Source organism: Dermatobacter hominis, from assembly GCF_020715685.1.
Taxonomy (GTDB): Bacteria; Actinomycetota; Acidimicrobiia; order Acidimicrobiales; family Microtrichaceae; genus Dermatobacter; species Dermatobacter hominis.
The window spans coordinates 838,806-853,507 of record NZ_CP085840.1; the positions used below are offsets into that span (position 1 = coordinate 838,806).

14 protein-coding genes are annotated in these 14,702 nt (G+C 73.1%); 10 read left to right on the top strand and 4 right to left on the bottom strand.

Annotated features, from left to right (window positions below; genetic code table 11):
• Positions 1-25 precede the first annotated feature (25 nt).
• Entirely contained in the window at positions 26-502 is a 477-nt protein-coding gene (locus LH044_RS03960; RefSeq protein ID WP_227758505.1) for a cupin domain-containing protein, read from the top strand.
• A 42-nt stretch (positions 503-544) separates the two neighbouring features.
• Here the strand turns inward: LH044_RS03960 and LH044_RS03965 are convergent, their stop codons facing one another.
• Positions 545-1,468: a VOC family protein gene (locus LH044_RS03965; protein ID WP_227758506.1), complete on the bottom strand. Its 924-nt coding sequence runs from the start codon at positions 1,466-1,468 to the stop codon at positions 545-547.
• 17 nt (positions 1,469-1,485) lie between these two features.
• On the bottom strand, positions 1,486-3,051 hold the full coding sequence (locus LH044_RS03970) for an acyl-CoA synthetase (RefSeq protein WP_227760061.1): 1,566 nt from the start codon (positions 3,049-3,051) through the stop codon (positions 1,486-1,488).
• Positions 3,052-3,128: 77 nt separating this feature from the next.
• On the opposite strand from LH044_RS03970, the gene LH044_RS03975 reads away from it, so the two are divergent.
• The 6 genes from LH044_RS03975 (at position 3,129) to LH044_RS04000 (ending at position 10,172) form a co-directional block, all read left to right on the top strand.
• Complete coding sequence (locus LH044_RS03975; RefSeq protein ID WP_227758507.1) at positions 3,129-3,755, top strand: TetR/AcrR family transcriptional regulator; 627 nt, start codon at positions 3,129-3,131, stop codon at positions 3,753-3,755.
• A 50-nt stretch (positions 3,756-3,805) separates the two neighbouring features.
• Positions 3,806-5,731 (top strand): alpha-ketoacid dehydrogenase subunit alpha/beta, encoded by a 1,926-nt coding sequence (locus tag LH044_RS03980; RefSeq protein WP_374210590.1) that lies wholly within the window; start codon positions 3,806-3,808, stop codon positions 5,729-5,731.
• 92 nt (positions 5,732-5,823) lie between these two features.
• Positions 5,824-7,461 carry a flavin-containing monooxygenase gene (locus LH044_RS03985; RefSeq protein WP_227758509.1) on the top strand — a complete coding sequence of 546 codons (1,638 nt, stop codon included), beginning with the start codon at positions 5,824-5,826 and terminating at the stop codon, positions 7,459-7,461.
• Complete coding sequence (locus LH044_RS03990) at positions 7,461-8,204, top strand: SDR family NAD(P)-dependent oxidoreductase (protein ID WP_227760062.1); 744 nt, start codon at positions 7,461-7,463, stop codon at positions 8,202-8,204. Before LH044_RS03985 ends, LH044_RS03990 begins: the two co-directional genes overlap by 1 nt.
• Positions 8,201-9,232 carry an alpha/beta hydrolase fold domain-containing protein gene (locus LH044_RS03995; protein WP_227758510.1) on the top strand — a complete coding sequence of 344 codons (1,032 nt, stop codon included), beginning with the start codon at positions 8,201-8,203 and terminating at the stop codon, positions 9,230-9,232. Before LH044_RS03990 ends, LH044_RS03995 begins: the two co-directional genes overlap by 4 nt.
• A gap of 124 nt (positions 9,233-9,356) precedes the next feature.
• Entirely contained in the window at positions 9,357-10,172 is an 816-nt protein-coding gene (locus LH044_RS04000) for a phytanoyl-CoA dioxygenase family protein (protein WP_227760063.1), read from the top strand.
• Between the two features lie 51 nt (positions 10,173-10,223).
• Here LH044_RS04000 and LH044_RS04005 read toward each other — a convergent pair whose 3' ends face one another.
• Positions 10,224-11,162, bottom strand: coding sequence for a ketopantoate reductase family protein (locus LH044_RS04005; RefSeq protein WP_227758511.1), 939 nt, complete (start codon positions 11,160-11,162; stop codon positions 10,224-10,226).
• A gap of 25 nt (positions 11,163-11,187) precedes the next feature.
• Positions 11,188-11,898 (bottom strand): SDR family oxidoreductase, encoded by a 711-nt coding sequence (locus LH044_RS04010; protein ID WP_227758512.1) that lies wholly within the window; start codon positions 11,896-11,898, stop codon positions 11,188-11,190.
• A 213-nt stretch (positions 11,899-12,111) separates the two neighbouring features.
• Between LH044_RS04010 and LH044_RS04015 the strand changes: the two genes are divergently transcribed.
• From LH044_RS04015 to LH044_RS04025, 3 genes are read left to right on the top strand one after another with little or no spacing between them, the layout of a single operon-like run.
• Positions 12,112-13,314, top strand: a complete 1,203-nt coding sequence (locus tag LH044_RS04015) for a cytochrome P450 (protein ID WP_227758513.1) — start codon at positions 12,112-12,114, stop codon at positions 13,312-13,314.
• Positions 13,314-14,063: an SDR family NAD(P)-dependent oxidoreductase gene (locus LH044_RS04020; protein WP_227758514.1), complete on the top strand. Its 750-nt coding sequence runs from the start codon at positions 13,314-13,316 to the stop codon at positions 14,061-14,063. The genes LH044_RS04015 and LH044_RS04020 overlap by 1 nt, the downstream gene beginning before the upstream one ends.
• Complete coding sequence (locus tag LH044_RS04025; protein ID WP_227758515.1) at positions 14,060-14,689, top strand: TetR/AcrR family transcriptional regulator; 630 nt, start codon at positions 14,060-14,062, stop codon at positions 14,687-14,689. The genes LH044_RS04020 and LH044_RS04025 overlap by 4 nt, the downstream gene beginning before the upstream one ends.
• Positions 14,690-14,702: the final 13 nt, after the last annotated feature.

Here is a 14,702-nt window from a genome sequence, read left to right on the forward strand (position 1 = left end):
GCGGCCATCCGTCATCATCACGGGGATGGGCGTCTTCGTGGCCGACCTGCTGGACGATGCCGACTGGGTCCCGCTCTCCCTGGACCAGCAGGCCAACCCGACGTACTTCTGGCACGACGGCCGCCCGCTCTCGGAGGCGCCGGTCGACTTCGCCGCGACGTTCGACGGGGCGATGTGGATGTGCGCCAAGCGCATCCGGATCCGCCAGTTCAACCGGAACCCGCTGCGGGTCCGGCCGCACTTCGTCGTCCCGCGCCACCACCACAGCCTCGACGAGATGGTCATCGTCCTGGCGGGCCAGTACCGGATCGACCACGGCGACGCCGGCGACCGGGCCTCGATCACGGTCGGACCGGGCGAGTACTTCATCAGCCGCGCCGGCACCCCGTACACGATGACCGCGGGCCCCGAGGGCGTGACCTACATCGAGACGTGGCCCGAGCCGGTGCCGGAGCTGCTCACGTACTGGCACGACGAGGGCTGGGTCGACCGGGACCCCTGACCCGCCCGACGCTCTCGCCGCGCAGGGACCGCGCCGGGATGATCAGGGCCGGGGGTCGCCGGGCACCGTCGTGGTCGTGAACCGCCACGGGATCCCGAGCCCGGCCGCGGGGTCGACGACCAGCGTGTCGTCGGTGCGGGCGACGAGCCCGAGGTCGACCGCCGCGAGGTGCTCGGCCACCCGGTCGAGGTCTGCGACCTGCCAGGCGATCGAGTGGTACGAGTCGTGCGGGAGCACGGCGGCGAGCTCCCCCGCCGCGACCGTGCAGGGCTCGGGCACCGCGTACTCGACGATCCCGTCGGCCAGGTGCACCCAGGTCGCGGTCGCGCCGAGCACGTCGTCGCGCCCTCGGTGCACGACCGTGCCGCCGAACACCTCGAGCGCGAGGCGCAGCGCCCGGTCGGGCCGCGCGGTCAGCACGACGTGGTGGGAGCACCGGACGATGCCGAGCGGATCGTCGTCGGCGACGGGCGGCAGCGACCACCCGTCGTCGAGGCGGGGGTCGAGCGGGAACGGGATGCACGGCAGCAGCTCGTAGCGGAGGCCGGCGTCGTCGGGGGTCGTGAACAGGAGCGGCATCGGCGAGCCGACGGCGGTCGGGGGCTCCTCGCCGTCGACGACGCGGTCGAGCTGGTCGACGACGGTGTAGCCGTGCTCGAGCAGGGACCGGTGCAGCGAGCCGATGCCGTCGACGTACCAGCCCATGCCCTTGAGCCGGGGGCGGTCGACGTCGGCGTAGCGCTGCTGCCCTGCGACGACGTAGCGGCGCGGATCGATGGAGTCGAAGAGCACGTCGGCGATCGGTGTGAACGTCGAGTGGTCGGGCACCGGCCGGCGCGGCGGCGACCCGTCGGGCCCGGGACGGGCGAGCGCGGAGAGAGGCGTGCTGGGTCGGCCGAACACCCGGGCGAAGAACGCCTCGGCCTCGGCGAGGTCGGGGACGTGGTGGCTCGGGTGGTAGAGCATCGCCAGCCGGTGGTCGCTCAGCGCTCCTCCCGCAGCTCGCGCTTGAGCACCTTGCCCGACGGGTTGCGCGGCAGGGCTTCCAGGAACTCGACGTCCGCCGGCACCTTGAACCGGGCCAGCTGCCCGCGGCAGTGCTCGATCAGCTCGTCGGCGGTCGGCGCCGAGCCGGGCCGGGCCACGACGTACGCCACGGGGACCTCGCCCCAGCGCTCGTGCGGACGGCCGACGACGGCGACCTCGAGCACCGCCGGGTGCTCGTCGAGCACGCGCTCGACCTCGGAGCCGGCGATGTTCTCGCCGCCCGAGATGATCATGTCCTTGAGCCGGTCGACGATGTACACGTAGCCGTCGGCGTCGACGACGCCGATGTCGCCCGTGTGGAACCAGCCGCCCTCGAACGCCCGCGCCGTGGCGTCGGGGTCGCGCCAGTAGCCGGCGAAGACCTTGGGCCCCCTGAGGACGACCTCGCCGCGCTCGCCGGGCGGCACCGGACGACCCTCGGCATCCCAGACCTGCAGGTCGAGGTAGGGGCACGGACGGCCGACGCTGCCGAGCTTCGACCGCGTGCTCGCCGGGTCGAGGAACGTGTCGCCGGAGACGGTCTCCGTCAGGCCGTAGGCGTCGGCGAGCCAGGCGGACGGGAAGGTGCGCTCGAGCCGGTCGATGAACGGGATCGGCAGCTTCTCGCCGCCCGCGATGATCAGCCGCACCGACGAGAGGTCGCGGCGCTCGACGTCGGGCTCGTCGAGCACGGCGCGGAGCATGGCCGGCGCCATCCACACGCACGTCACGCGGGACCGCTCGATCTCGTCGACCACCGCGGCGGCGTCGAAGGTGCGGTGCACGACGGTGGTCGCGCCCACCGAGATCAGCGAGGTCGTGATCAGGTCGAGCGCGCCGACGTGGTACAGCGGCCCGCAGGCCAGGCCGACGTCGGCGGCGGTGAACCCGAGCTCGGCCACGTGGGCGGCGTTCTTCCACGCCAGGTTGGCGTGGGTGAGCATGACGCCCTTGGGCCGCCCGGTGGTGCCCGAGGTGTACATCAGCCGGTGGACGTCGCTGCCGGCGGCCTCGGCCCGCGGCGCCGGCTCGGCCGCCGCCAGCTCCTCGAAGGTCGCCCAGCCGTCGCCTCCCGCGCCGTCGATGCCCGGGACCGGGACGCAGATCCGGAGGAGGTCGAGACCGGCCGCGGCGTCGCCGCCGAGGTCGAGCAGCTCGGCGTCGCACACGAGCGCCCCGGCGCCCGAGTGCTCGAGGAGGTAGCGGATCTCGGGTGCCGCCAAGCGCCAGTTGATCGGCATGGCGATCGCGCCGAGCGCGTTGGCGGCGAAGATCGTCTCCAACATCTCGACGCTGTTGTACGAGAGCAGCCCGACGACGTCGCCGCGTCCGACGCCCCGGGCCGAGAGCCCGCCGGCCACGCGGAGGCTCCGGTCGAGCGCCTCTGCGTACGTCGCCGATCGGGCGGCGCTGACGGCCATCGGCCGGTCCGGCGTGCGGGCGGCGTGGTGCTCGAGCACCGACGTCCAGTTGAGGTCGGCGGGCGCCGCGACGGCGCCGCGCTCCGGCGGTTCCGGTGACAGGTCGAGCTCCCCTCTGACGCACCCACGCCCGGCGCGGAATTGTTTCGACTGGTCGTTACAGAGACTAGGGTCGCCGGGTGGCCGCCGGCGACCCCATCCGAGCAGACGCTCCGGCCGGGCCGGCGCGCAGCGCCAAGTGGCAGCGGCGCCGCCGGCTGATCGTCGACACCTCGGCGCGCGTGTTCGCGGAGCGCGGGTTCCACGGCACCAGCACCACCGAGCTGTGCGACGCCAACCAGCTGGGCAAGGGCGCCCTCTACTACTACATCGGCTCCAAGGAGGAGCTGCTCGCCGCCATCCACGACCGGGTGATGGACGAGGTCATGGCCGGCGCGGCCCGGGTGGCAGAGGCCGGCGGATCGCCGCCCGAGCAGCTGGCGCGCATGGGCCACGAGCTCCTCGACGTGATCGCCCGCTACCCCGACCACGTGTGGGTGTTCCTCCACGAGTTCCCGGCGCTGACCGGTGAGAACGCGACCCAGTTCCGCGCCCGCCGCCACGAGTACGAGCACGCCGTCGAGTCGGTCATCGCCGCCGGCGTCGCCTCGGGCGACTTCCGGCCGGTCGACCCGCGCCTGACCAGCCGGGCCTGGCTCGGCATGTACAACTACACCTACCTCTGGCTGAAGCCGGGCGGGTCGCTCTCGGCGGCCGAGGTCGCCGAGCAGTTCGCCGACGTGTTCATCAAGGGGATCGCCGAGTGAGCGACGCGGCGGCCGACGAGGTCGCCGACCTCGTCGAGCGGCACCGGCGGATGCTGCTCATCCGTGGGTTCGAGGACCGGGTGGCCGCCCTCTACCGGGACGGCGAGGTGCCGGGCTTCGTCCACCTCTCGACCGGGCAGGAGGCCTCGGCAGTCGGGGCGTGCTGGCCGCTCCGCCCGGGTGACGTCATCACCTCCACGCACCGCGGCCACGGGCACTGCCTCGCCAAGGGGCTGTCGCCGGTCGCGATGTTCGCCGAGCTGATGGCCCGCGACACCGGGACGAACCGCGGCCGGGGCGGCTCGATGCACATCGCCGATCCGTCGCTCGGGATCTTCGGCGCCAACGGCATCGTCGGGGCGGGCCTCCCGATCGCGGTCGGCGCCGCGACCGCGAGCCGGCTCCGCGCCGACAACGGGCTGGCGGTCGCCTTCTTCGGCGATGGCGCGGTCGCCCAGGGGGCGTTCCACGAGGCCGTCAACCTGGCTGCGGTCTGGCGGCTGCCGGTCGTGTTCTGGTGCGAGGACAACGGCTACGCCGAGTTCTCCCCCGCCGAAGCCCAGCACGCCGTGCCGCTCGCCCGGCGCGCCGACGGCTACGGGCTCACGCACCTCCAAGTGGACGGCAACGACGTCGAGGCCTGCGTCGACACGATGGCGCGGGCCGCCGCCCAGGTCCGGGCCGACGGCCCGCCGGTCCTCGTCGAGGCCACCACCTACCGCTGGCACGGCCACTACGAGGGCGACCCCGAGCGCTACCGCACCGCCGACGAGCGGGAGCGGTGGAAGGGGCGGGACCCGCTGCTCGTGCACCGCGCCCGCCTGCTCGAGGCGGGCGTCGACGCCACGGAGCTCGACGCGCTGGTCGCGGCGGTCGACCGCGAGCTCGACGAGGCCGTCCGCACGGCCCGGGCCGCGCCGTCGCCCTCGGTCGACTCCCTCCACGACTTCGTCGTCCGGCCCCGACCCGTGGTGCCCGAGCCGACGGCGCCCGAGCCCGATGCCGAGCCGTTCCGCATGATGGACGCGATCCACGACGCCCTCGAGGTCGAGCTCACCGACGACGAGCGGACGTTCGTCGCCGGCATCGACGTCGGCGACGGCGGCAACGTGTTCGGCCTGACCCGGGGCCTGCGCGACCGCTTCGGCGACCGTGTCCGCGACACCCCGATCTCCGAGACCGCGATCGTCGGCCTCGGCGTCGGCGCCGCGATGGCCGGCATGCGGCCCGTCGTCGAGATCATGTACCTCGACTTCGTCGGCGTGTGCCTCGACCAGCTGCTGAACCAGGCGGCCAAGCTGCCGTTCATGACCGGCGGCGGTGCGCCGATGGGCCTGACGGTCCGGACGCAGTTCGGGGCGGGGCGGTCCTCGGGGAGCCAGCACTCGCAGAGCCTCGAGGCGCTGCTCGCGCACATCCCGGGGCTCAGCGTCGTCATGCCGAGCACCCCTGCCGACGCGTACGGGCTCCTCCGCGCCGCCATCCAGGACCCGAACCCGGTCGTGTTCATCGAGAACCGCCTCACCTACGGCATGAAGGGACCGCGCCCGCCGCGGGACCACCTGCTGCCGATCGGCCGGTCCGCGATCGTCCGGGCCGGCACGCAGATCACGCTCGTGTCGGTCTCGCGGATGGTGCACGAGGCGCTCGCGGCGGCCGAGGCCGTCGCCGCGGAGGGGTTGTCGGTCGAGGTGATCGACCTGCGCACCGTCGCCCCGCTCGACCTCGGGCCGGTGCTCGAGTCGGTGGGCCGGACCAGCCGGCTGCTGATCGCGCACGAGGCGGTCGTGCCGTTCGGCATCGGGGCCGAGATCGCGGCGACGGTCGCCCGGGAGGCGTTCTGGTCGCTGGACGCGCCGATCGAGCGCATCGGTGCGGCGCCGACGCCCGCCCCGTACGCGCCCGACCTCGAGCGGGCGTGGCTGCCCGATCGCGACCGCATCGCCGAGGCGCTGCGCCGCCTCGCCGCGGTCTGAACCGATCGACGGGACGGCCGGATCGCCGTCCCTCGAAAAGTTCGACCGCTCGGTCTAATCTCGCGCACCAGCGGAACGACCCGAGGGGGGACATGGGAGACGCAGCGCCGGGGGGCGCGGTCGACGTCGAGGTGCTGGTGATCGGCGCCGGGGTGACCGGGCTGTACCAGCTGTACCGCGCCCGGGAGGACGGCTTCTCGACCCTGCTGCTCGAGGCCGGCGACGGCGTGGGCGGGACGTGGTACTGGAACCGCTACCCCGAGGCGCGGTTCGACTCGGAGAGCTACACGTACGCCTACGTGTTCTCCGAGGACATGTTCCGCGAGTGGGAGTGGAGCGAGCGCTTCGCCGGGCAGCCCGAGGTCGAGCGGTACTTCCAGCGCTTCGTCGAGCGGTTCGACCTGGCGCCGCTGATCCGGTTCGGGACGAAGGTCACCTCGGTGGTCTGGGACGACGCGTCGGGCACCTGGACGGTCACCGCCGAGGACGGCCGGCGCTGGGTCGCCCGGTTCGTCGTCGCCGCCACGGGGATGCTGTCGTACCCGTACGTCCCCGAGGTCCCGGGCCGTGACGACTTCCGCGGCGAGTCGCACCACACCGGGTTGTGGCCCGCCGAGGGGGTCGACGTCACCGGCAAGCGGGTGGCGGTGATCGGCACGGGCTCGAGCGGCGTCCAGGTCATCCCCCCGATCGCCGCCGAGGCCGCCGAGCTCGTCGTGTACCAGCGGACACCGAACTGGTGCACCCCGCTCAACAACGCGCCGATCACCCCCGACGAGCAGCGGGCTCTGCAGGCCGGCTTCGAGCACATCCAGCGGACGCTCAACACCTCCGCCACCGGCTTCCTCACGCCGCCGCCCGAGCGGATGTCGACCGAGGACACCGCCGAGGAGCGCCAGGCGTTCTTCGAGACGATGTGGAACAGCCCCGGTTTCGCCAAGCTGCTGGCCAACTACAAGGACCTGCTGAGCGACCCCGACGTCAACCGCGAGTGGTGCGATTTCATCGCCGCCAAAGTGCGCGCCGTCGTCGAGGACCCGGCGACCGCCGAGCGCCTGATCCCCAAGGACCACCGCTACGGCGAGAAGCGGCCGCCGTTCGTGACCGGCTACTTCGAGGTCTTCAACGAGCCGCACGTCTCGCTGGTGTCGCTCGAGGAGCACCCGATGGTGCGGCTCACCGAGACCGGCATCGAGACCACGGACGGCCACCGCGAGTTCGACGTCGTCGTCTGGGCGACCGGCTTCGACTACGGCACGGGCCAGCTGCGGCGGCTCGGCGTGCGAGGCGTCGACGGCGTCGCGCTCGAGGACCACTGGGCCGACGGGCCGCTCACCTACCTGGGCGTCCACAGCAGCGGCTTCCCCAACTTCTTCTTCCCCGGCGGGCCCCACGGCGCGAGCGCGAACGTGCCGCGGTACAACACCGACCAGGCCGACCACGTCGCCGACCTCCTGGTCGCCATGCGGGAGCAGGGCCACGACGTGGTCGACGTCCCGCCGGCGCTCGAGCAGGAGTTCACCGACATGATCGACCAGCTCTCGCGGCACGTGCCGTTCACGAAGATCAGCTACTTCTTCGGCTCGAACATCCCGGGCAAGCCGGTGCGGAACCTCCTGAACCCGGGCGGGCGGCCCATGCTGTTCCGGTTCATCCAGGAGCTCCGCGACGACGGGTACTCGTCGCTGTCGCTCTCGTCCCGGGCCGCCGCCGACCCGGCCGCCCCGTGATGCTCGCCGGCCGCACCGCGGTCATCACCGGCGGCGCCTCGGGCATGGGCCGCGCCGCGTCGGTCCTGTTCGCGGAGAACGGCGCGCACGTGGTCGTCGTCGACCGCGACGGACCGGCCGGCGCCGAGGTCGTCGACGAGATCCGCGCCGCGGGCGGCTCCGCCGAGCACCACGTGCTCGACCTGTCGGACCAGGGCGCGGTGGCCCCGTGGTCCGAGGCGCTCGAGCACGAGGTCGTCGACGTCCTGTTCAGCCACGCCGGGCTCCCGGGCCCGCCGGGGTGGCGGTTCGACGCCGACTCCTGGAACGAGACGATGGTCGTCAACGTGTGGGCGCCGATGGAGGTGACCCGCCAGCTGCTGCCCCGCCTCCGGCGGGCGCCGTCCGCCTCGCTGATCTACACCGCGTCCACCTCGGGCATCCGGGCGGTGCCCGGGCTGCTCACCTACTCGGCGAGCAAGGGCGCGCTCATCCAGTTCGTGCGCTCGCTCGCCGTCCAGCTGGCCCCCGAGGGCATCCGGGCGAACGCCATCTGCCCCGGCGCCACCGACACCCCGGCCCTCCGCCGCGACATCGAGGACGGCACCGTGACCGCATCGATCGAGACCATCGCCCAGCACATCCCCATGCGCCGGCTCGGCACCGTCGACGACGTCGCCGGGGTCGCGCTGTTCCTCGCGTCCGACGCGTCGGCCTACGTCACCGGCCAGGCCATCCCGATCGACGGCGGGGCGACGGCATGAGCACCGCCCTGCGCGACGACCCCCGCGTCGACCCCCGGCTGGTCGCCGCGGTCGAGCCGTTCGGCCTGGCGGACCCGCTGCCGCCGTCCGCGCTCGACGCGTCGGCGCCGCTCGAGGTCATCCGCTCGGTGCTCGGCAAGCTCGAGGCCGGCTCGGCGCCCATGATCGCGACCGCCACCCACGGGCTCGCGCCGGTCGAGGGCGTCGAGCGCTCGGTCGAGGTCGTCACCGGCGGCGACGGCCACGAGATCACGCTGCACGTCCACCGGCCCGCCGATGCCGACCGGCCGGCGCCGGGCGTGCTCCACCTGCACGGCGGCGGCGGCGTGATGATGGCCGCCGTCGATCCGAACTACGTGCGCTGGCGCGACGAGCTCGCGGCGCTCGGCCTCGTCGTCGTGGGCGTCGAGTTCCGCAACGGCGCCGGGCGCCTCGGCGCCCATCCGTTCCCCGCGGGGCTCGACGACTGCGCCGACGCGCTGGCGTGGGTCGACGCCCGGCGTGACGTGCTCGGCATCGACCGGCTCGTGGTGTCGGGCGACTCGGGCGGTGCCAACCTGGCGATCGCCACCGCGCTGCGGGCGAAGCGGGAGGGCGTGCTCGACCGGATCGACGGCGTCCACGCCATGTGTCCGTACATCTCCGGGACCTACGCGGCGCCACCCGAGGACCTGCGGTCGCTCGTCGACAACGACGGCATCCTGGTGTCGGTGGCGCTGATGGGCGCCATGGCCAAGGCGTACACGCCCGATCCGGCCGACAGCTGCAACCCGCTCGCGTGGCCGTACCACGCGACTGCGGAGGACCTCTCCGGCCTGCCGCCGCACGTGATCTCGGTCAACGAGCTCGACCCGCTCCGCGACGAGGGCCTCGCGCACTACCGCCACCTCCTCGCCGCCGGCGTCCCGGCCCGGGCCCGGACGGTCAACGGCACGTTCCACGCCGCCGAGACCGGCCACTTCGCCGCGATCCCCGACGTCGCCCGCTCGACGCTGGCCGACGTCGCCGCCTTCGCGAGGTCGCTGTGAGCGGCCTCCGACACGTCCCACCCACCGGTCGGCGCCCGTGGACGAATTCGACCGGTCGGTCTAATTTCCGGGGTGGCCCGCGCACGGGCCGGACCGGCGTGTCACAGGGGGTTTCGCCGTGAGCATGACCGAACCTCGGATCGAGGCGGGCGATCGCAGCCTGGACACGCCGTACCCGGTCACCGACGAGCAGGTCCGCAGCCTGCAGCAGGACAGCTGGGCCCCGCTCCCGGGGCTGCTCGACACCGAGACCGCGACCCAGCTGCGGGACGCGCTCCTCGCCGCCGAGCCCCGCACGACGATCAGCGGTCCCACCAAGCCGGCCGCCGACCCGCACGCCCTGCTCAGCCACGAGGGCGTCGCGTGGCGCGACCCCTTCGTCCGCAGCGTCGCGACCTCGCGCCGCCTGTCCAGCGCAGTGGTGGCGCTGATCGAGCAGACCGACGCGCTCTTCTGCCAGGACATCAGCTTCTTCAAGCCCGAGGGCGCCAGCCCGATCCCCTACCACCAGGACTACTCGTACTGGCCGTTCGATCGGAAGGGCTGCGTGACCCTCTGGATCGCGCTCGTCGACCTGACGGCCGAGATGGGATCGCTGCGCTACCTCAAGGGCTCGCACAAGGAGGGCCCGCTCGGGCTCATCGAGCAGCGCGACATCCGCGACGCCTACCCCCACCTCCGCGACAGCGAGGTGGTCGGCGGCACGCCCATGAAGGCCGGCGACGCCCGTGCCCACTGGGAGCTGACGCTGCACGGATCGGCCCGCAACAAGGGGCCGGGGCGCCGCGAGGCCGTCGCCTTCCGCTACATCCGCAGCGACACGATCTACATCGGCCTCACGCACCCGCACTACGACCAGTTCGGCCTCGAGCCGGGCCAGCGCTTCATCGAGAGCGACGCGTTCCCCCACGTCGACGCGGACGGCCTCGTCGAGCGCTGACCGGGGGGCCGACGAGCCCGACGGCGGACCGGTCGGGCGGTCGCAGCCGGGTCAGGCCCCGTCCGGATCGGCGAAGCGCGATTCGCGCGCCCGGAGCACCGCGCAGAGCGACTCGTTGTACGGCGTGTCGTGACCCAGCCGGCGGCCGAGCTCGACGACCTGGCCGTTGATCACGTCGACCTCGGACGGTCGCCGTGCGAGGTGGTCCAGCCGCATCGACGGGCTGGCGTCCGGGATCGTGGAGGCGAACTCGGCGACGTAGGCCACCGGGTCCTCGAACGAGAACGTCACGCCGAGCTCGACCCCGATGCGGTGGGCCTCGAGCATGCAGCCGATGGCGACGGCCCAGAGCTCGGGGGCGGCCTGCAGCTGCCCGACATTCACGTCGAACGCCGCGGTCGGCGCGCTCAGCGTGACGTTGCAGATGAACTTCTCCCAGATCATCTGCTCGATGTCGGTGAAGGCCCTCACGTTGAAGCCGGCGTCGCGCCACTCCCGCTCGATGCGCTGCACCCGGTCCGTGAGGCCGCCCGCCATCTCGCCGATGCGGATGAGCCGCATGCCGTTGTGGTGCACCGATCCCGGGGCGGGGATGGACGAGCCGAAACCCTCGGCGATGCCGATCACGACGTGGCGCCGGTCGACGTGGCGCACCACGCGCTCCCCCGCGCCGAGCCCGTTCTGGAAGGGCATGACGACGTCGTCGGGCCGCACGAGCGGGGCGACGTCGGCCATCACGTCGTCGACGTCGGCCGCCTTCGTGGCGATCACCCAGAGGTCGCACGGTCCGGCGTCGCCGGCCCGGGCCCCCACCTGGATGCCGTCGACCACGTAGTCGCCGCTCGCCCCCGACACCTGGAGCCCGTCGGACTCGATGGCGTCGAGGTGGGCGGCCCAGCGGTCGATGGCCCAGACCTCGTGGCCGGCCTTGGCCAGCAGCGCGGCGTACACCGCGCCCATCGACCCGGTGCCGACGATCCCGACCTTCATGCTGCGGTCCTCCTCGGGGACGAGCTCACGGCAGCACCGCCGCCACCGTCCCGCCGTCGACGAGCACGTCGGTGCCCGTGACGTACGACGCCGCGTCGGAGCAGAGGAACGCGATCACCGACGCGAGCTCCTCGGGTCGACCGGCGCGGCCGAGGCTGCTCGCGGCGGCCATCTGGTCGGTGCCGTTGCCGGACGCGATCTCCGCCTCGCCCATCGGCGTGTCGACGACGCCGGGCGACACCGACACGATGCGCGCGCCGCGCCGTCCCCAGGCCGGAGCGGTGCGGCGCACCAGGCGGATGACGCCCTGCTTGGCGTAGACGTAGGCCATCGACGGGTCGTCGGTGAGCCCCAGGACGGCGTCCCGGTCGAGCGGACGGTCGACGACCTCGAGCACCTCGGGCGGCAGCGCCATCAGGTGGCCCGCCATCGAGGCGACGCAGACGGCGACGGTGCCCTCCCGGACGAGCGGGTCGAACGCCTCGACCACGCGGGCCATGCCGACGAGGTCGACGTCGAGGACCAGCTCGGCGGTGCCCATGCTCGGCGACACCCCTGCGGTGACGACCAGGGCGTCCAGGTCGTCGACGGCGTCGACCAGGGCCTGCACCGAGGACGGGTCGGTGAGGTCGCAGCGCACGTCGCCGCCCGTGCGGTCGGCGACGATCGTCCGGCCCGGGAGCAGCAGCGCGACGGCCGCACCGATGCCCGACATGCCCCCGATCACCACGTTCACGACGACCCCCTCGGCGCGACGGCAGGTCCGCCGGCGGCGACGACACATCCAACCACGCGACGCCGGTCGCCCGTCGGGACCCGACCGTCCCGCGTACCGGGGGACGGGACGGGGCGACCGTTGACGGCCCGGGACGCGGCTGCCAAGCTCCCAGCAATTGATGTCACCACCGTGACACCAATTCGCGGAGACGCACGAGGGGGGCTCCTGCCGATGACCACGACGAACGCCGCGGCGGCGTACTACGACCCGTACGACGTCGCCATCAACGCGGATCCGTACCCCGCGTTCCGGGCCCTCCGCGAGGAGGCGCCCGTCTACTACAACGACGTCCACGACTTCTGGGCGCTCAGCCGGTTCGAGGACATCGACCGGGCGATCCGCGACCACGGCACGTTCATCTCCGGTCGCGGCGGCATCCTCGAGCTCATCAAGGCGGGCATCGAGATGCCCCCGGGCATCCTCATCTTCGAGGACCCGCCGTCGCACACGGTCCACCGCCGGCTCCTGTCGCGGGTGTTCACGCCCAAGCGGGTGGCCGAGCTCGAGCCCAAGGTGCGCGAGTACTGCGTCCAGTGCCTCGATCCGTTCGTCGGGGAGGAGGACTTCGACTTCATCGCCCACCTCGGTGCGCAGGTGCCGATGAAGACGATCAGCATGCTGCTCGGCATCCCCGAGAGCGACCAGGAGTTCATCCGCGACAAGGTCGACGCCAGCCTCCGGACCGAGGAGGGCAAGCCGATGGAGGTCCGCGAGGACTTCGTCAGCGGCGACATGTTCGCCGACTACGTCGACTGGCGGGCCGAGCACCCGTCCGACGACCTCATGACCGACCTGCTGCAGGCGACGTTCACCGACGACAAGGGGGAGGTCAGGTCGCTGAGCCGGGAGGAGATCCTGACCTACGTCAACGTGATCGCCGGCGCCGGCAACGAGACGACGAACCGACTGATCGGCTGGACGGGCAAGACGCTGGCGGACCACCCCGACCAGCGCCGGGAGCTCGTCGAGGACCACTCGCTGATCCCGAACGCCATCGAGGAGCTGCTCCGGTTCGAGGGGCCGGCGCCGCACGTGGGGCGCTTCGTCGTCGAGGACGTCGAGATCCGGGGCACGACCGTCCCGGCCGGCAGCGCCATCCTGCTGCTGCTCGGGTCCGGCAACCGCGACGAGCGGCGCTGGCCCGACGCCGACCGGTTCGACATCCACCGCGACGTCGGCCAGATGCTGACGTTCGGCTACGGCATCCACTTCTGCCTCGGGGCCGCACTGGCCCGCATGGAGGGCCGGGTCGCGCTCGAGGAGCTGCTCACCCGCTTCCCCGAGTGGGAGGTCGACGAGGAGCGCGCCCGCCTGTCGCCCACGTCGACGGTCCGCGGCTGGGAGACCCTCCCCGTGCGCCTGGGGGCGGGCTGATGGGAGAGCTCGACGGCAAGGTCGCGGTGATCACCGGTGCCGGGTCCGGCATGGGCAAGGCCTCGGTGAAGGTGTTCCTCCGCGAAGGGGCCACGGTCGTCGCGGCCGACATCAGCGGCGCCGAGGCCACCACCGCCGAGGAGGCGGTCGCCGAGCACGGCGGCGAGGTGCTGCCCGTGCACTGCGACGTGACGCAGGAGCCCGAGGTCGAGGCGCTGTTCGCCGCCGCGCTCGAGTCGTTCGGCCGCGTCGACTCGGTGCTCAACGTCGCCGGCATCGCCGACGGAGGGCTGCTCACCGACCTGTCGATGGAGACCTACGACCGCATCATGGAGGTGAACCTCCGCGGCGTGGTCCTGGGCATGAAGCACGGCATCCGCGCGCTGCTGCGCTCGGGCGGCGGCACGGTGACCAACTGGTCGTCGGTGGGCGGGCTCAACGGGTCGGCCGGCACCGCGGTGTACTCGGCCTCGAAGGCCGGCGTCCTCGCCGCGACGCGCTCTGGCGCGGTGGAGTTCGGCGACCAGGGCGTTCGCGTCAACGCGATCTGCCCCGGCTTCATCCTCACCGAGATCATGGGCGCGATGGGCGCCGACCTGCCGGGCATCAAGGAGAAGGCCGCGCTGAACCGCGCCGGGCTCCCCCACGAGGTCGCCGAGGTCGGCGCGTTCCTCGCGTCGGACCGGGCCTCGTTCCTCACGGGGGCGATCATCCCGGTCGACGGCGGCTGGTCGGCCAAGCTGGCGTGAGCACCCGTCCGGCCGAGCCCGCCCGTCGGCGCTACGACAACACGCTCCGCAGCGAGCAGGCGGCCGGGACGCGCCAGCGGATCGTCGACGCGGCGTGCGAGCTCGCACGAGAGTCCGGCATGCGCGACTGGCGGGGGCTGACCGTGACCGCCACGGCCGAGCGGGCCGGCGTGAGCGCACGGACCGTGTACCGCCACTTCACCTCGGAGGTCGGCCTCCGCCAGGCGGCGATGGCCGAGATGGAGCAGCGGGCCGGCATCGACCTGTCGACGCTGTCGCTCGACGGCGTGGCCGATGCCGCGGCACGGATCTTCTCCGAGGTCGGCGGGTTCCGCACCGCGCCGGCCGCCGAGGCGGACCCGGTGCTGGCCGAGGCCGGGGCCCGTCAGCGCGAGGCGCTCGTCGCCGCGGTCGCCGAGGTGGCCGACGGGTGGACCGACGAGGAGCGCATCCGGGCCGCCGCGGTGCTCGACGTGCTGTGGTCGCCCGCCGCGTACGAGCGCCTGCTCGGGAACTGGGGGCTCGGGCCCGACGGCGCCTCCGAGGCGCTCACGTGGGCGGTGCGGCTCGTCATCGGGGCGGTCCGGGGCAATCGCCAGCCCGTTGACTTTACTACGAGTTCGTAGTAAATCTCCTGCG